General features: G+C 69.2%; 15 protein-coding genes. 5 read left to right on the plus strand and 10 right to left on the minus strand.

The genetic code is table 11. The features are described from left to right. The first annotated feature begins 3 nt into the window (after positions 1-3). On the plus strand, positions 4-477 hold the full coding sequence (locus tag Q4V64_RS34165) for a hypothetical protein (RefSeq protein WP_124439377.1): 474 nt from the start codon (positions 4-6) through the stop codon (positions 475-477). Between the two features lie 30 nt (positions 478-507). Here Q4V64_RS34165 and Q4V64_RS34170 read toward each other — a convergent pair whose 3' ends face one another. Both Q4V64_RS34170 and Q4V64_RS34175 read right to left on the minus strand, forming a co-directional pair. Then, entirely contained in the window at positions 508-705 is a 198-nt protein-coding gene (locus tag Q4V64_RS34170) for a DUF397 domain-containing protein (RefSeq protein ID WP_124439376.1), read from the minus strand. 4 nt (positions 706-709) lie between these two features. Further along, complete coding sequence (locus tag Q4V64_RS34175; protein ID WP_124439375.1) at positions 710-1,561, minus strand: helix-turn-helix transcriptional regulator; 852 nt, start codon at positions 1,559-1,561, stop codon at positions 710-712. 225 nt (positions 1,562-1,786) lie between these two features. On the opposite strand from Q4V64_RS34175, the gene Q4V64_RS34180 reads away from it, so the two are divergent. Then, a complete protein-coding gene (locus Q4V64_RS34180; protein WP_124439374.1) occupies positions 1,787-2,206 on the plus strand; it encodes an ATP-binding protein in 420 nt (139 codons plus the stop codon). Between the two features lie 291 nt (positions 2,207-2,497). On the opposite strand, the gene Q4V64_RS34185 is transcribed toward Q4V64_RS34180, so the two are convergent. The 5 genes from Q4V64_RS34185 to Q4V64_RS34205 all read right to left on the minus strand — a co-directional run bounded on the left by Q4V64_RS34185 (position 2,498) and on the right by Q4V64_RS34205 (position 9,804). After that, positions 2,498-3,244, minus strand: a complete 747-nt coding sequence (locus Q4V64_RS34185; protein ID WP_303713493.1) for an immunity 49 family protein — start codon at positions 3,242-3,244, stop codon at positions 2,498-2,500. Between the two features lie 176 nt (positions 3,245-3,420). After that, complete coding sequence (locus tag Q4V64_RS34190; RefSeq protein ID WP_253266875.1) at positions 3,421-4,284, minus strand: immunity 49 family protein; 864 nt, start codon at positions 4,282-4,284, stop codon at positions 3,421-3,423. A 15-nt stretch (positions 4,285-4,299) separates the two neighbouring features. Further along, entirely contained in the window at positions 4,300-5,154 is an 855-nt protein-coding gene (locus Q4V64_RS34195; protein ID WP_253266874.1) for an immunity 49 family protein, read from the minus strand. A 12-nt stretch (positions 5,155-5,166) separates the two neighbouring features. Then, entirely contained in the window at positions 5,167-8,019 is a 2,853-nt protein-coding gene (locus Q4V64_RS34200) for a hypothetical protein (RefSeq protein WP_348540844.1), read from the minus strand. Positions 8,020-8,121: 102 nt separating this feature from the next. Then, complete coding sequence (locus tag Q4V64_RS34205; RefSeq protein ID WP_124439372.1) at positions 8,122-9,804, minus strand: hypothetical protein; 1,683 nt, start codon at positions 9,802-9,804, stop codon at positions 8,122-8,124. A gap of 128 nt (positions 9,805-9,932) precedes the next feature. On the opposite strand from Q4V64_RS34205, the gene Q4V64_RS34210 reads away from it, so the two are divergent. The 3 genes from Q4V64_RS34210 to Q4V64_RS34220 are packed head-to-tail and all read left to right on the plus strand — an operon-like array spanning position 9,933 to position 13,382. Continuing rightward, entirely contained in the window at positions 9,933-11,105 is a 1,173-nt protein-coding gene (locus Q4V64_RS34210) for a glycosyl hydrolase family 18 protein (RefSeq protein WP_124439371.1), read from the plus strand. A gap of 60 nt (positions 11,106-11,165) precedes the next feature. Continuing rightward, positions 11,166-12,404: a phosphotransferase gene (locus tag Q4V64_RS34215; RefSeq protein ID WP_303713499.1), complete on the plus strand. Its 1,239-nt coding sequence runs from the start codon at positions 11,166-11,168 to the stop codon at positions 12,402-12,404. A gap of 33 nt (positions 12,405-12,437) precedes the next feature. Further along, a complete protein-coding gene (locus tag Q4V64_RS34220; RefSeq protein WP_172629140.1) occupies positions 12,438-13,382 on the plus strand; it encodes a class I SAM-dependent methyltransferase in 945 nt (314 codons plus the stop codon). A 170-nt stretch (positions 13,383-13,552) separates the two neighbouring features. Here Q4V64_RS34220 and Q4V64_RS34225 read toward each other — a convergent pair whose 3' ends face one another. Genes Q4V64_RS34225 through Q4V64_RS34235 form a run of 3 tightly spaced genes read right to left on the minus strand, consistent with a single transcriptional unit; the run spans position 13,553 to position 17,129 of the window. Next, complete coding sequence (locus Q4V64_RS34225; protein ID WP_124439370.1) at positions 13,553-14,329, minus strand: succinate dehydrogenase/fumarate reductase iron-sulfur subunit; 777 nt, start codon at positions 14,327-14,329, stop codon at positions 13,553-13,555. Beyond that, positions 14,326-16,260, minus strand: a complete 1,935-nt coding sequence (locus tag Q4V64_RS34230; RefSeq protein WP_124439369.1) for a fumarate reductase/succinate dehydrogenase flavoprotein subunit — start codon at positions 16,258-16,260, stop codon at positions 14,326-14,328. The genes Q4V64_RS34225 and Q4V64_RS34230 overlap by 4 nt, the downstream gene beginning before the upstream one ends. Positions 16,261-16,277: 17 nt before the next feature. Continuing rightward, entirely contained in the window at positions 16,278-17,129 is an 852-nt protein-coding gene (locus tag Q4V64_RS34235) for a hypothetical protein (RefSeq protein WP_124439368.1), read from the minus strand. Positions 17,130-17,166 lie beyond the last annotated feature (37 nt).

The following is a 17,166-nucleotide window of genomic DNA, read 5'->3' on the forward strand; positions in this document are numbered from 1 at the left end:
GCCATGGCTGACATCTTTGAGCTCTCCATCGCGCTGAATCTGGGCGAGGGCCTGTCCGCCGAGGAACTCGCGGAGTTGCGGTGGCATCTTGGCCTGGGACCCAAGCCGGAGATTCTCCGCATCGTGTCCGAGTTTCCGGTCGTGGTGGTTGATGACGTCGGCGAACCCGTCATAGAGGACCATCCTGTGCCTCTTCTGGGGCAGCATGGCGACGCCTGGAAGGTGAACGGGGCGCTCACGTCGGTACTGCTGCGGCCGGAAGACCCTACGAACGGGGCCTGGGCCCTGACCATTCGGCAGGAGGTCCACCCTGATCAGTTCGACAGCACTGCCGGGCTCCTCACCTGGTTGTCCACAAAGGCGGATGACCGGCACTGCATCAAGGCCGGGACAGTCCACTTGGGCTGGATCAGGTTCCATGAATCGGACCGGTTCGAACCGCTCGTCGTTCGAGACGGCGAGGTCGTGTGGCCGTAGATTATGGCCCCGCAGACGCGTTGACCGAATTCATTGCTTCAGCGGGGCCGTCTTCAGGGCTTCGATGAAGGGGGCGAAGACTTCGGTGGGGATGGTGACGATTGCCCTGGTGGGGGCCTTGGAGTCGCGGATGGATATGCAGGTGCGGCGAAGGGCAACCTCCACGCAGGCGTTGCCCTCACCGCCGCCCGAGTAGGACGACTTCTGCCAGGTGTCTGCGGTGATCATGCGTTCACAGCTCCTTCGCCAGCCTGTGGATGAAGTCACGCGAACGATCGGGTTCGAGCGACACCGTTTCCAGCCTACGGAAGAGCGTTCGAAAGCGGCTGAGTTGGGCTTGGGCGTCGATGAATACCGTGCCGTGAGGTCCGTCGCGTACCACCGTATCCAGCTGGGGGACGGGGCCGCCCGCGTACACCATGGCGCTTCCAGCTCCGGCAAAGCCGTCCAGGTCGAAGGGGATCACGCGCACTGTGACGTGGTCGGCTTCGGAGAGTTCCAGGATGCGGGCGAGCTGCGCCGCTGTTGCGGTGCGGTTGCCGACCCTGATGCGCAGTGCCGCCTCGTGGATCACGGTCTCGTACGGGATCGGGTCGGGGCGCTCGACGATGACCCTGCGCTTCATCCGGTGTTCCACCCACAGATCCACCTCGTCGTCCGGGAACTCCGGGTTCACGTAGGAGAAGAGTGCTCGGGCGTAGTCCTTGGTCTGCAGAAGGCCCGGGACGTGCAGAAAGTCCACGTCCCACCGGCAGTCGGCGTGGTGCTCCAGCTCGGCCAGATCCAGGAACGGTGTAGGAAGGTTGCGCCGGTACTCCTCCCACCAACCTCGCGTCCGGTCCGTGGCGATCGCCACCAGAGCGTCGATCAACTCCCTGTCGGCGCAAGCATAGTTGGCTGCGAGTCGACGCAGTCGCTGCTCACTCACGCCTGAGATGCCGGACTCGATCTGGCTCATCTGGACGGAGCTCACGCCAAGGAGGCTCGCTGCCTCTGTTGCCTTGAGTCCTGCTGCTTCGCGCATCTTCCGCAGTTCGGCGCCCAGGCGTACCTGGCGTGCCGTGGGGTGCCGCCTTGCTGGCACGGCGTCCTTCTTTCCTTCAACAGCCCTGGTGGGACGACTCGTTCGGGGGTCAGGCTACGCGATCTGCTTGCCTGGACTGAAATTTATGGCCTACTGTCAGTGATGCGTCGCACACGCTGCGGAATGCCGGGGTCCCGGAAGCGCACCGCACCGTCCTGCCATGACGGGGGCGGCACTGCCACCGCCGGTCGGCCGCAATCCCCTCTAGCCGAATGGAGTTGACGCATGCCCGAAAACGAAAACGAAAGCGAACCGTGGGAGTACTGCCTGTACATCCCGAACGACCTGCGCGCGGTCACTGTCAGTCGTCGCACCCTTCGCCTGATCCTCACAATGCACGGGCTGATCAGCCTGGTCGACGTCGCGGAGCTCCTCGCGGCGGAGTTGGTCTCCAATGCCGTACGCCATACCAAGGGGCCGGCCGCCCTGCGGGTGCGATGGTCGGCGGGCGTGTTGCGGATCGGCGCGTGGGATGCCGATCCGGAGCCACCGGAAGCGCCGGGGCCGTTGGATGAGGGGGGCGAGTTGGAGGAGGGAAGGGGGCTGGCGTTGGTGCGGGCGTGTGCTGATCTGTGGGGGTGGCATCCGCTGGCGAGACGTGGCAACCGGGGTAAGTACGTGTGGTGTGAGCTTGCCGCGGTTTGAACGGGCACCGTTGGCCGCCCGCTTCTTGGTCAGCGTCGTGCTTCCGCGAAGCGGGGGGCGGGTTGGCGGTCCCTTGGGGTGGGCTGAGGGGTGGGCCGGGGTTGGGGCGCGGTCGCGCCTCGCCTGCACGCCGGGCTGGGCTGGCGGCTTGCGGCCGGTGGGTGGTGCGGCAGGCATCACGAAGCAATTGGAGGATTTGTTCCAGCGGCGAGTCTTCTGACCTGCGGCTTTCCGGTTGGGGGGTGGAACACTTCCTCCAATTGCTGGGGGCGTGGTCCCCTCGGGGGCGGCTCAGGTGGGGAATTCGCCGAGCCAGCCACGCTGGAGCAGGTGCTTGGGGAGGTAGTCGGACTCCACCTCGATCGGGATCTCTCCGTCGTAGGCCAGGCAGGCGATGGCGAGTGGGCCCAGAGCGATACGGCCCTCGGGGTCCTTGGTCCGGTCCTCGTCCGCCGTCCAGTACTCCTTGTGCAGTTCCAGGGCCTCTACGAGGGCTTGGTTGAAGCCGTCGTGGTCCTTGCGCAGGAAGCGGTGGAACAGGTTGATCGGCGGATACAGGACCTTCTGCAGCAGATCACGGGGAGAGGCCGTCGCGACCTCGGGGTGCGAGCCCTCGATGGCTGCGACGAGCTTGTCCACCAGCCCCGGGCGCTGCAGCCAGTAGGCCTGCAGGGCGTCCACCCAGTGGTAGACATAGTCGTCGTATTGGCCCTCGGGCGAGCGCAGCCGATCCACCGGAATCTCGCAGAGCTGGGACATACGCTTCTGATCGCGGCAGACGATGGCGAGCCAGAAGGCAGCGAGCCAGTTGCCCGCGTCGGCTGACGGGTGCGGCCCGATCTCCGGGATGTGCCGCACCTTGTAGTGGATGCGGCATTCGACAACTCCATCAGCACCGCTCGTCACGGCGAACAGCGCCGAGCCGAGTTGCATGGCCGCGACCACTGCCTCCCATGTTTCGACCTTCGCGGCCCGGGGGTCCACAGTGCAGTGCGCCTGCACGTTCAGCAGGGACTTGGTGAACGTGGTGTCGATCATGATGGGCGCCTCCTCCAGTCGCTCGATCGACGCGGCCGTGCTCTCACCAAGAGCCTCTGCGAAACGCCCGGCGTTAGGCCCTGGCGCCCCATGCCGGGCAATGGTGACGGTCACGGCGTACTCCTGCCAGCGCCTCTGGGAGGCCATCGCCAGGTCATTAGGAGTCCCTCGTCGGCTCAGTACTCGATCTCGCCGATCCAGGCGTACTCCAGGAGCGCCTTGGGCAAGTACTCGGACTCGACCTCCAAGGTGATGCCCTGGTCACGGGCGAGGCAGGCCATGGCCAGCGGGCCGAGGGCGACGAGCCCGTCGGCGCTGGTCGCACGGTCCTCGTCGGCGGTCCAATTCGCCTTGTGCCGGCGCAGCGCGTCGGCCAGCGACTTGTTGAACTCGGCGGGGTCGCGGCGGATGACGCGGTAGAGGAGGATCATCGGTGGATAAAGGATCTTCGACGTAAGATCCGCGTCCGCGTACCGCAGCGCCTCCGGGGCGTCGGTGCCGTCGACTGCCGCGACGAGCCTGTCGCCCACGTCCCGGCGGCCGAGCCAGAAGCTCTGCAGCGCCTCCACCCAGGAGTAGATGTACTCGTCGAACACCGCGCCGGAGTCACGCAGCAACGAGACGGGTACCTCGGCCAGCCGGCGCAGACGGTCGTTGTCGCGGCAGATCATCGCCAAGTAGAAGGAGGTGACCCACGTCCCCGCGTTCAGATGGGACTCCGGGCCGGTCGCGGGGAGCACGCACTCCTGCTCCTTGATCCGGCAGGTAACGCCGGTGCCCGCAGGTGCGGTCGCCGCGGCGAAGAGCGCGGACCCGGTCTGCATGGCCGTGACCCAGGCCTCCCAGGTCTCGAACTTCACCGCCTGCGGGTCCATCGCACAGTGCTGCTGCGCCAAGGTGAGCGCCGTGCTCAGCGCCTGTGGGCGCAGGACGGGCGAGTCGGCGAACTCGTCGAGGATCCAATTTGCGGTCTCGCCGAGAGCGTCCAAAGCGTCCGGCACGTCCTCCGTGGGGTACTCGTGGCGGGAAACGGAGAGCACTACTTCTGCTGCTTCCTACGTGGGGAACTCGCCGCACCAGTTGCGCCCCAGGAGCGTGGCGGGCAGGTACTCGGACTCCACCTCAATGGGGATGCCCGCGTCGTGCGCCATGCAGGCGATGGCGAGCGGAGCGAGCGCGACGAGGCTGGAGATCATGTGGGCTCGGCTCTCGTCGACGGTCCAGTACTCCTTGTGCCACTGGAGGGCCGCGGCCAGGGCTCGGTTGAAGCCGGTCTGGTCCTTGCGGACGACGCGGTGGAACATCTCCATCGGCGGGTACAGCAGCTTGCCTGCCGTCTCCCGGTCGGTGACGGTTTCCGCTTCCGTGCCGTCGACGGCGGCCACCAGCTTGGGGCCGAGGTCGGGGCCGCCGAGCCAGTAGGTCTGGAGGGTGTCGATCCAGGCGTACTCGAACTCGTCGAACTGTGAACCGTTCTCCCGGAGCAGAGACAGGGGCACGCGGCACAGGGCAGTGATCCTGTCCCGTTCCCGGCACGCCACGGCCAGGTAGAAGGCGGTGAGCCAGCTACCGGGGTGCACGTACCACTGCGGGCCGGTGGCCTGGAGCGTGCGGTCCTTGTGAGCGATGCGGCACTGCACTTGCTCCTCGGTCGTGGTCGCGGCGGCGAACGCGGCGGAGCCGACCTGCATTGCGTTGACCCAGGCGTCCCACGTGGGGTAGATCGATCCCCGCGGGTCCATCAGGCAGTGCGCCTCGGCAAGGGTGAGCGTGGTGCTCAGAGCATCGCCCAGAGTGGTGGAATTCGCCTCCAGACCGTCGATCAGCGCCTGCGCGTTCTCCTGGAGCACGGCGAGGCCTTCTTCCGCGTTCCCCGTGGGAAAGGGGTGGCGGGGGATGGTCGAGACCAACGCGCTTCTCCTTTAAAAGATCTTGAAGTGCTTGAGCGTGGCGCCAGCATACTGACCGGTGTTCTCGGTGGCCTGGACGAGGACGTACCGCAGGGTTTTCTGCTCGATGGCCGTCTTGATCTCCGCTGCGTACTTGGCGTCCTTCGGCGAGGTGAAGGCGCGCTGCTCCATGTCGGCCACGATCGTGCGGACGTACTCGATGGTTCCCTGCTTCACCATGGTGTTACGGTCGAGTGGCCCGTTGCCCTGGCGCCACTCCAGCCTCGCGTTGGGGCCCTTCGCCTCGACGATGATGAGGTTGCCGTCCTTGTCCCGCCAGAGCTGGTCGAACCTCCGCGAGCCGTTGGGCGTCTCGGGCAGGTCGGTGATCTCGTGGGCTCCTTCGAACTCTTTCTGCAGGAGCATGTGTCGGCGCGCGGCCTCCTCGCCGAGGGCCTCGCCGAGCTTGGTGTTGTTGGAGACGCCCTCGCCGACCGTCGTGTTGAAGTGGTCTTGCGCTTCGGCGAGCGCCTTCGCGTTCGCCTCGGTCGCGTTGGCCTCGTAGGCCTTCTCGGCGCTGGTCAGATCCATGCCTGCCAGGCGCCTGGCCGAAACGTCGTCGAGGTGGTTGAGGTTATTGGCAGGGACCGTTTCCGGGCCTCGCTCCAAGGGGGTGAGGTGGAACCGCTCCGGGTTCGCGTACGGCAGGTTGTCGGCGGCCATCCAGCCGCCGCCCGGCTTCTCGACGAGCTTCGGCAGAATCTGGCCGTCGACCATAGCTTCGGCGTTGTTGCGCTTGCCGGGCCCCCACTTGTCGTAGTGCTCCGCGCGCCAGACCGGATCCTCGTTGGCGAGCCGAACGTGCTCGCGGGTGATCGCCGCCCGTTCGGCGGGCGTCCGCTCGTCGGCCGGCTTCTCGCGGGCAGCCTCGTACTCCGCGCGGTGTGCCGCGTCGTCCGCGCCACGCGCCGCGTCGTCCGCGCCCCGGGCCATGTCCTCCAGGCCTCCGGGGTGTACGCCGCCAGTCGATGGAGGCTCGTGGTGGCCGCCGCCTGTGCCCGGCCCGTCGGTGTGAGTGCCGCCCGTGCCCGAGCCGTCCGAATGGCCGGTGCCGCCGACGTGGTCTGTGGTGGACGGGGTGTCCGAGTGGCTGCCGCCCGTGGACGGCGTGTTGCCGTCGCCTTGGCGGAGCGGGTCGTTGAGGTCGTTCCTGGGCATGTGGTCGCCCGCGTGGCCGCCGGGCGTCTGGCCTGCCGTGCCGCCCGGGGTGGTGTCCGGGCGGCCCGTGGGCACCTCGTCGCCTACCCGGCCGACGTCGCCGAGGTTGTTGTCCAAGCTGTTGCCGAGGCGGATGTGCTGGCCCGCCTGGTCGGCGGTGTGCGTGGCCGCGCCGACCAGGGCCGGCTCCCGGACCGGGGAGTCCACCCGCGGCACGTCCGCGCCCGCAGGCGGGTCGCCGGCCGACGGTCGGTCGACGATGTCCGTGGGGCCGGGGGCCTTGGCGTCCATCTGGACGGTGCCGCGCTCGTCCAGGATGTTGCCCTCGCGGTCGACGAACAGCATCGGCTCGCCCTCGGGCGTGTTCAGCCGCTCCGCTCCCGCTGGCAGGACGGGGGTGTCGTCGGGCAGTTTGACGTTGCCGTCCGGGAGACGGGTCGCGCCGTCCGGGATCGTCGCGCCCTCGGGCAGGTTCACCGTGCCGTCGGGGAGTCGGACGGTGCCTTCGGGCAGGGTGATCGCGTTGTCGGGGAGGGCGGGGATGTCGATGTTCCCGACGCCCTTCAGGGCCGCGCTGATGTCGCCGATCTTCGACAGGCCCGCGCCCGCGCCCTTGGCGATGTAGGTCATCGGGTCGATGACCCGGCCCGCCTTGCCGGCCACGGACAGCGCCTTCGCCACCGCGCCCGCCTTGCCCGCGCCCGCCGCGGCGCCGCCCGCGCCGCCGGTGAAGACCGTGGTCAGGACGTTGAAGGTGACCGCTCCCGCCGCGCGGGCGGGGTTCTTGCCCCACTGATCCCACGCCACCAGCGCCTTGCCGGTCTCCTTCATCGCCGTACGGGAGTCGCGCAGCCAGGAGGGCATCTGGTCGGCGGGCATTGTCCAGAACATCGCCCCCACCCCAGGGATGGAGGAAATCGCCAGACCGGTGGCGAGCTGGGCGAGGCCCTTCCAGGCCTGGCCCATGGCGTCCCAGCCGCCGAAGCCGACCAGCGTGCCCAGGCCCTTGATGGTGCCCCAGATGCCGTCGACGATCAGGCCGTCCCACACGAAGGACTTCACCCAGTGGCCGACCTCGTACCAGTGGTGCTTCTCCTCCACCGGGTCGCCCCACGGCACCTGGGCGTTCTTCATGTCCTCGGCGGAGAAGCCGTACTGGTCCTTGCGGTCCGAGCCGTCCCCGGCGACCATCTGCGTCCCGCCCCACAAGGCGGTGATCTTGTTGTGGCAGGTCCGCTCCGCGGCCCAGAACGCCGCCACCGTCGCGGTGATGTCGTCCCTCAGCTGGTTGTGCTCGTCGACCTTGTCGCCGTCGTACTCCCACTCGTCGTCGTCCTTGACGGAATCGACGAACGTCACGGCCTTGGCCTTCAGTTCCTTCAGCTTGTCGACGAGGGGGCGGATCTCCGTCGCGTACGACGACAGCGCACCGGACACCGTCTCCAGGTCCGTGGCGAAATCGTCCGCCCGCTCCTTGACCGGCTTCGTCGTCGCGAAGAGCTGCTCCGCCTCCGGCGCCGTGTAGTACGCCGACAGGCCCTGGAACTGCGAGTGCACATCCTCGCCGGTCTTGCGGACATGACCCGCGTCCTTCTTCAAGTCCGCGTAGTCGATTTCCAGTTGCGGCAGGTTCCCCGTGAACTGGGGTATCTGCTCCGGTTTGATCACGCTCAACCGCCCCCGCTCGTCCGCGTGTCATCGGACCAACTCACACCAAGATCGGATCATCATACAAATAGGCATGTGGAGCTGTCCAAGGCGGGAAGTGCCTTACCCCAGTGGGAAGTTGCGACGATTCCGTGTGCGGGGTCCACCGAAGCTCGCGGGTCGGCCGTCGCTCAGCAGGACGCCGCCCGCGACTGCTCCGCCGGCCCCGTTCGCGAGCGCATGCTCGGGACGCCCGACGATCGGCGTGCCGTGCACCCGTACGTCCTGCTCGGCGAGGTCGTGGGCCTGACGGGCCAGGGTGTCGGCGCGTACCAGGTCCGTGAGGCTCGTGGCGTGGAGCAGGTCCTGGGTCGCTGCCGCGAGCCGGATGCGGGCGTCGGCGCCGACCTCGCCCCGGTGCGTGGTGATGAAGGCGTCCGCCGCGGCGGTGGCGCTGCGGGCGGTGAGGCGGGCGGCCGCCGGGAGGACTCCGGACCGGCCGGTGGTGACGGGGGCGAGCGCCTCGACGATCCGGCGCAGGACGTCCAGCGGGTCGTACACGCGCCCGCCGGTCAACTCCTGCCGTACGGAGGCCAGTACGGCGTCGGCGTGCAGGACCCGCGACCGCAACTCGCCCACGGGGACGCCCAGCAAAGCCGAGTCCGGCACCGCATCCGGCCCGGCCTCCGGCACCGCCCCCGCCATGGCTCCCATCCCCGCGTCCGCCGGCTGGTCCCACTCTCCGGTGGCCGGCAGCATCCCCCGCACCTCCCAGAGCTCCGCCTCCGCCCCCGTCAGCGCGGCCGGCACCAGGTCAGCGGCGAATCTCAGCTCGGCGACGAGTCGTTCGATGCCGTCGACGAAGACGGCGGCCTGGGCGATCGCGCCCTCGGCGGCGCGTAGATGGCCGGCCGCCTCCTCCGCATCGCCCAAGTCGGCCGTCTGGCGGGCCTGGTTGAGGTGGACGGTGGCGAAGAGCAGGCGGTTCCTGGCCTGCTCGGCGTACCCGGTGACCGGGGACGTGGCGGAGGGTGCGTACAGCTTGGCGAGGTTGGTGAGCGTCGTCTTCGTGGTCGCTGTGCGGCGGGTGAGGTCGCGGAAGCGTGTCTCCGCGACCGCCAGGGCCTCGCCGATCTCGCGTTCCAGGGCGCGCAGTTGGTCGAAGGCGGGTGCCTCGGCGTCCAGTCGCCGGCCCGCCTCCTGGCATCGGCCCACGATTCCGGCGAGGGCGTGCAGCCGGGACGACTCGTCCGTCGGGACGCCGGCCTCGTACTGCCGGCGAATCCGGAAGGCGGCCGTCAGCTCCGACTCCGCGTCCCGGACGGTCTGCGTGAAGGGGGCGGTGGTCTCCGCGCCGAAACGGGCCTCGGTGAAGCCGAGTTCCTCGCGGCTGGTGCGGATCCAGTCGTCGGCTTGCGTCAGAAGGGTGCGGGATTGCTGGTCGAGTTCGGTGACGGGTGGGGTGAGCGCAGGTGCGGCGAGGGTGCTGCCGGGTGTCGTACGGCTTCTGGCTCGTCGTGTGCGTCGTATGTAGCCGTAGCCCGCCAGGGCGACGGCCGCGGCTACCACCACGAGCGGCAGGACGAGGTCGGCGGCGGAAGTCTCCTCGTCCTGCTGCGCGACGGCGCTCGCGCTCCCGGTAGGTCCGGCACCGTTGATCGCAACCGGAGCGCCCGTACTGATCGTCATCCCCGGCAACACCAGCCACGCCAGCCCGACCGCACCGCCGAGTACGGCAAGCGCCACCCGCACGCATGTCTGCGAGGCGGCGCGCCGCGGCCGGCCCCGGATCAACGATGGCGTCACATTTCGGAGCGTATGGGGAGGAAGGCGAGCTCGCGACCGGGGTGGGGTGGGTGGGGGTACGCCAGTGAGTGATGGCTTATGGGGGAGGGGAACGCGCGATGGAACGTTCTGGGGGGACGGACATGGGGATGGGGACGGAAGCAGCGCAGCAGAAGACGGAAGCAGCGCAGCAGAAGGAGGAGGACCGCAGCGGAGAAGAGGAGCGCAGAGGAGAAGAGGAGCGCAGCGGAAACGAATCAGCAGCCCCTGACCGTGACGGCGAGCAGGCCCCACCGCAGCCGCCCCGCAGCCGCCGCCGCTGGCTGCGCTGGACCCGCCGTACCGCCCTCACCCTCGTCCTCGTCATCCTCCTCCCCCTCCTCGCCGCCGAGATCGCCCTCCGCGTGAACTACACCGGCGACCCGGCGGACGGCACCTACACCAGGAACAAGGACGCGATCTGGCTCGGCCACGCCTGGGTCGACGGGCGGAAGAAGGACGCCGACGTCACCGCCCTCGCCCGCCGTCTGGACACCACCGGAATCCGTGACCTGTACGTCCACTCCGGTCCCCTGGAGCACGACGGCACGCTTCCCGAGTCGGTCTATCCCCGAGCGCGTTGGTTCATCGACGCCATGCACCGCGCGGCGCCCGGCATACGGGTCCAGGCCTGGCTCGGTGACGTGCTCGCCACCGAGAGCCCGGACGGGATGCGGCTGGAGCGCGCGGCGACCCGCGCGGCCGTCGTCGCCTCCACCCGGCAGATCCTGGCCACCGGCTTCGACGGCGTCCACTTCGACCTGGAGCCCCTGCACTCCGGCGACCGCGACTACCTCACCCTCCTCGACTCCCTGCGCCGCGTCACCCGCGCGCAGGATGCGCAGCTGTCGATCGCCGCCCACCAGATCGACCCGCTCCCGGGGTTCCACTCCTTCTGGGGGACGGTCGCCGGGCACCCCAAGTGGTGGTCGCAGGAGTTCTTCGGGCAGGTCGCGCGCCGTGTGGACCAGATCGCGGTGATGTCGTACGACACCATCCAGCCGCTGGAGAGCACGTACGGCGGCTACGTCGCCCAGCAGACCTCGCTGGCCCTGGAGGTCACCCCGCACTCGACCGACCTGCTCATGGGCCTGCCCTTCTTCCACGAGAACCGGTTCGGCCACTGGGCCCACGCCGAGACCGTCCCCGCCGCCGTCCGCGGGGTCCGCCTCGGGCTGTCCCGTACGGATGCCGACCGTGCCAACTTCGGTGTCGCGCTGTACGTGGATTTCGCGGCGAAGGAGGGGGACTGGACGGCGTACCGGGAGGGCTGGGTGCGGTGAGGAACCAGCCGCGCTGAAAACCGGCTGCGGTCCGTCCGGCCGGGTGTCACGATCCGACGCGTGACCGTCACCGGAAAGCCCCAGCCCGGAAAGCCGCAGCCCGGAAAGCCGCAGCCCGGAAAGCCGCAGCCCGGCAAGCCCCAGCCCCGTAAGCCCCTCACCCGCGACGACCTTGCCCCCCTGGCCCGGGCGGCGACCGGCGCGCACCGCACCCTCACCGGCGTCGCCCGCCTCCGCGGCGGTTCGAAGAAGGGCGTCTACCGCCTCACCTTCGACGACGACACGACAGCCGTCGCCTACGTCTGGTCGGCCGACGAGGACTACTGGGACGCCGGGCCGTCCGACCCGCGCGACCCCTTTTCGCACGGCACGGGCCTCGACCTGCTCATCGCGGCGCACGACCGCCTGACCGCCGTGGGCGTGCGCACGCCCCGGCTCCTGTACGCCGACGCCACGCACGCGCACCTTCCGGCGGACGCGGCGGTGATGGAGGACGTGACGGGCGGCAGCCTGGAGGACCTGCTGGACCGCGACCCGCACGCGGCGCCCGCGGCCCTGGAGGGGATGACCGCTCTGCTCGACGCTCTGCACGCCTGCACCGGCCCCCGCTTCGGCAAGGTCGCCGTCATCGACAACGGCGGTTCGTCCTACGGCAGTTCCTGCGAGCAGCGTGTCCTCGAGGGAGCGCTGCGCGACCTGGAGGAAGTCACCGCACGCGAGCCCCGGGCCGCCGCCGCGCGCGCCGAGCTGGAGGGCACACTGCGGGCCTTGGCCGCCCAGGTCCGGCCGCGCACCGAGCCCCCCACTCTCATCCACGGCGAACTCGGCGCGGACCACGTCCTCGTGACCGCCGACGGCGACCTCGCCCTCATCGACGGAGGGGCCCCCTGCTGTACTTCGACGTCGAGTGGGAGCACGTCTTCCTGCGCCAACGCTTCCAGCAGCACTACGCCGCCCTGCGCACCCGGGGCCGCCCCGACCTCGACGAACACCGTCTGCGCCTCTACCGATTCGCGATGCACCTCTCCCTGGTCGCCGGCCCGCTGCGCCTCCTCGACGTCGGCGACTTCCACGACCCCGCTTTCATGCGTGCCATCGCGGAGCACAGCCTGGGCAGGGTCTTGGAGCTGGTCGGGCTGGTCGGGCGAGAGGGCCGCCAAGGCCCGAAACCGGCGAGGTAAACACCCCGTCTCCCAGACGTCATACGCGCTTTGCCTTGAGGGACGCGTTTGTTGGTTGTGGGCAGGCTGTGAGCGGCCTACGGTCCATTTCTCTTCAACTGTGAACCACCACCTGTGAACCGCGACCATCCGTGAACCCCGTGAAGGCCACATTTTGATACGTGCGTTACTGACCAGCAAGGCTGCCCGGCGCGCCCTGCGTCCGATAGCCGAAATCATCGACCAGCGCGTCGAGCGCCAGGTCCGCCGTGCCGTCGCGAACACCTCGCACGACACCGGGAGCACCTCGTACGCCGCGGTGCAGCAGGAGCTGAAGACGCTGCGCAACCGCCAGCGGCCCCTGGAGCTGTTCTTCGACGGGACCGGGCGCGGCGCGTCCCGGATGCCGTCCGAGGCCCACATCAACCGCGTGATCACCGAGCTGGAGCGGGTGACCGGGGACAAGGACGGCGCCGAGCGCAATGTCGCCCAGGCGTTCCGGCTGCTCATCGCGATGGAGGCGCTCGGGGTCGGCCGGATAGCCGGCGGCACCATGAACATCGTCGGGAAGCTGTCCGCCGTACCGCTGCTCAAGCCGCCGAACGACGAGATCATGGAGATCGGCACCCTGTACGGGATGTTCGCCGCGTCCCTGATCCGGATGATGGAGCGCGCGGGGCGTGATCCGCGGCTGACGATCGTCGATCCGCTCGCGGGCACGCAGCTGCAGCCCGGCACCAGCATCGGCGACGACGCCTCGGGAACGCCCGTGCAGGGCGCCGCGGTGCGTTCCAATCTGTCCCTGGCGGGCGCGGCCGGTGCCGCGGCGCGGATCCAGCAGGGCTTCTCGGAGGATCCCGAGGTGCGTGCCCTGGTCGCCGACCGCTCCTACGGCGTGATCATCGTCGACGGCGACCACTCCGCCGCCGGTGTCGCGGCGGACCTGGAGTGGGCCGAGCAGATCGTCGCGCCCGGCGGGATCGTCGTACTGGACGACTTCGGGCATCCCAAGTGGCCCGGCATCAAGGAGGCCTTCGAGAAGCACATGGCCACGGACACCCGGTTCACCTTCCTCGGCCAGGTGGCCCACTCGGGATATCTGAGGGCCTCGGCCTGATGAGCAGGGCCTCGGCCTGATGAGCAGGGTCTCGGCCTGATGAGCAGGGTCTCGGCCTGATGAGCAGGGTCTCGGCCTGATGAGCAGGGTCTCGGCCTGATGAGCAGGGTCTCGGCCCGACGAACAGGGTCTCGGCCCGACGAACAGGCCTCGGCCCGACGAAGAGGACTTCAGCCCGACGAAGACCGGCGACGGATCTTGTTCCCGAGCCACACCAGCGGGTCGTACTTGCGGTCGACGGCCCGCTCCTTCAACGGGATCAGCGCGTTGTCCGTGATCTTGATGTTCTCGGGACAGACCTCCGTGCAGCACTTGGTGATGTTGCAGTAGCCGAGGCCGTGTTCGTCCTGGGCGGTCTTCTTGCGGTCCAGGCCGGTCTCGGCGGCCGCGTCCAGCGGGTGCATGTCGAGTTCCGCGACCCGCATGAGGAAGCGCGGGCCGGCGAACGCCGTCTTGTTCTCCTCGTGGTCGCGGACCACATGACAGGTGTCCTGGCACAGGAAGCACTCGATGCACTTGCGGAACTCCTGCGACCGGTCCACGTCCTCCTGCATCATCCGGTACTCGCCCGGCCCGAGCCCCTCCGGCGGCACGAAGGACGGCACCTCGCGCGCCTTGGTGTAGTTGAAGCCCACGTCCGTGACGAGATCGCGTACGACGGGGAAGGCGCGCAGGGGCGTGACGGTGATCGTCTCCTCGCGGGTGAACACCGACATGCGGGTCATGCACATCAGGCGCGGGCGCCCGTTGATCTCCGCCGAGCACGAGCCGCACTTGCCCGCCTTGCAGTTCCAGCGGACGGCGAGATCGGGGGCCTGGGTGGCCTGGAGGCGGTGGATGATGTCGAGGACGACCTCGCCGTCGTTCACCTCGACCTTGAAGTCCTCCAGGCCGCCGCCCTCGGCGTCACCGCGCCACACCTTGAAGTGGGCGTCGTAGCTGCTCATTCGTACAGCTCCTCTTCGGCGAGGTACTTGACCAGCTCCTCCTTGTCGAAGAGGGCGAGCAGGTCGGTGCGGATGGCTTCGGTGGTCTCCCGTACGAGGTCGATCTGGCCGCGGACCGGGTCCGTCGCCGCCAGCCCGCCCGTGGGGTCGGTGAGTTGGCACAGCAGGTTGAGGCGGCGCCACTTGCGGTCCATGGACGGGTGGTCCTCGCGGGTGTGGCCGCCGCGCGACTCCGTGCGCTCCAGCGCGGCCCGGGCCACGCACTCGCTGACCAGCAGCATGTTCCTGAGGTCGAGGGCGAGGTGCCAGCCGGGGTTGAACTGGCGGTGGCCTTCGACGCCGGCCCGGCGGGCCCGTACGCGCAGGTCGGCGAGCTTCTCCAGGGCCTGCTTCATCTCGGGCTCGCGGCGGATGATGCCGACCAGGTCGTTCATGGTCTGCTGGAGTTCCTGGTGGAGGGTGTACGGGTTCTCCGGCGGGCCCGCGGCGGGTTCCTCGGTCTCGGCCGAGAAGGGGCGCAGGGCCTCGGCGGCCGCGGCGTCCACCTGGACGTCGTCCACCGCCGGGCGGCCCTCCGCGAGCCCGGTCGCGTACTCGGCCGCGTGCCAGCCCGCCCGGCGCCCGAAGACCAGCAGGTCGGAGAGGGAGTTGCCGCCGAGACGGTTGGAGCCGTGCATGCCGCCCGCCACCTCACCGGCCGCGTACAGGCCCGGCACTCCGCGTGCGGCGGCGGTGTCGGACTCGACGGCGATGCCGCCCATCACGTAGTGACAGGTGGGGCCGACCTCCATCGGCTCAGCGGTGATGTCGACGTCCGCCAGCTCCTTGAACTGGTGGTACATGGAGGGCAGACGGCGGCGGATGACGTCCGCCGGCATACGCGTGGACACGTCCAGGAAGACGCCGCCGTGCGGGGAGCCGCGGCCCGCCTTGACCTCCGCGTTGATCGCCCGCGCCACCTCGTCGCGGGGGAGCAGCTCGGGAGGACGCCGGTTGTTGTCCGGGTCCTCGTACCAGCGGTCGCCCTCCTCCTCCGACTGGGCGTACTTCTCCTTGAAGACGTCGGGGATGTAGTTGAACATGAACCGCTTGCCCTCGGAGTTCCTGAGGACCCCGCCGTCGCCGCGCACCGACTCGGTGACCAGGATGCCCTTCACGGACGGCGGCCAGACCATGCCCGTCGGGTGGAACTGCACGAACTCCATGTTCAGCAGGGGCGCCCCGGCCAGCAGCGCCAGCGCGTGGCCGTCGCCCGTGTACTCCCACGAGTTCGACGTGACCTTGAAGGACTTGCCGATGCCGCCGGTCGCGATCACAACGGCGGGGGCTTCGAGGACGAAGAAACGGCCGGTCTCGCGGTCGTAGGCGAAGACGCCACTGACACGGGAGCCGTCTTTGAGGACCCTCGTGACCGTGCACTCCTGGTACACCTTCAGCCGCGACTCGTAGTCGCCCGTCTCCCGGTGGTCCTCCTGCTGGAGCGAGACGATCTTCTGCTGGAGGGTGCGGATCAGCTCCAGGCCCGTGCGGTCGCCGACGTGCGCGAGGCGCGGGTACTCGTGGCCGCCGAAGTTGCGCTGCGAGATCCGGCCGTCCTTCGTACGGTCGAACAGGGCGCCCCAGGTCTCCAGCTCCCAGACCCGCTGGGGGGCCTCCTGGGCGTGCAGCTCGGCCATCCGCCACTGGTTGAGGAACTTGCCGCCGCGCATGGTGTCGCGGAAGTGGACCTGCCAGTTGTCGCCCGCGTTGACGTTGCCCATCGCCGCCGCGATGCCGCCCTCGGCCATCACCGTGTGCGCCTTGCCGAACAGCGACTTGCAGATCACCGCCGTACGGGCGCCGCGCTCGCGCGCCTCGATGGCCGCGCGCAGTCCGGCACCGCCGGCGCCGACCACGACGACGTCCCACTCCTGTCGGTCGACCACGGACATCACAAGGCCCCACTCATCTAGAAGAAGCGCGGATCGTCGAAGGCACCGGACGCGACGAGATAGACGTAGAAGTCGGCGAGCGCCACGCTCACCAGAGACGCCCAGGCGAGCAGCATGTGCCGGGCGTTCAGCTTCCCGATCCACTGCCACGTCCGGTAGCGCACCGGGTGCTTGGAGAAGTGCTTGAGCTTGCCGCCGACGATGTGCCGGCACGAGTGGCAGGAGAGCGTGTACGCCCAGATCAGCACGATGTTGACCAGGAAGACCAGGGTGCCGAGGCCCATGTGGCCCCACTCGTAGTGCTCGTCGCGGAAGGCGAGCACGGTGTCGTAGGTCAGGATCCCGGCGACGAGGATCGCGGCGTAGAAGAAGTACCGGTGGATGTTCTGCAGGACCAGCGGGAAGCGGGTCTCGCCGGTGTACTTCTTGTGCGGCTCGGCGACCGCGCAGGCCGGGGGCGACATCCAGAAGCCCCGGTAGTAGGCCTTGCGGTAGTAGTAGCAGGTCAGGCGGAAGCCGAGCGGGAAGATCAGGATGATGATCGCGGGGGAGATGCCCCACCAGCCGCCGAAGATCTCCCAGTTGGGCCCCGCGCGCATCGGCTCACAGCGCTCCGCCAGGCACGGGGAGTAGAACGGCGAGACGTACGGCGCCGCGTAGTAGTCCGTGTCGGCGAAGGCCCGCCAGGTCGAGTAGACGACGAAGGCCAGCAGGCCGGCGGCGGTGACGGCCGGGGCCAGCCACCAGCGGTCGGTCCGCAGGTGCGGGGCGGCGATCGCGGCGCGCGTACGGGTGCGTACGCCGCCGCTGGTCGGATGGGGTTCTGTGGCGTGGGGTTCTGTGGCGGGGGGCTCCGTACCAGTGGCCAATTCTCGACTCCGGTCGGTTCAGGACGACTCCGGTCGG

The sequence above is a fragment of the Streptomyces sp. NL15-2K genome (genome assembly GCF_030551255.1).
Classification (GTDB): Bacteria; Actinomycetota; Actinomycetes; order Streptomycetales; family Streptomycetaceae; genus Streptomyces.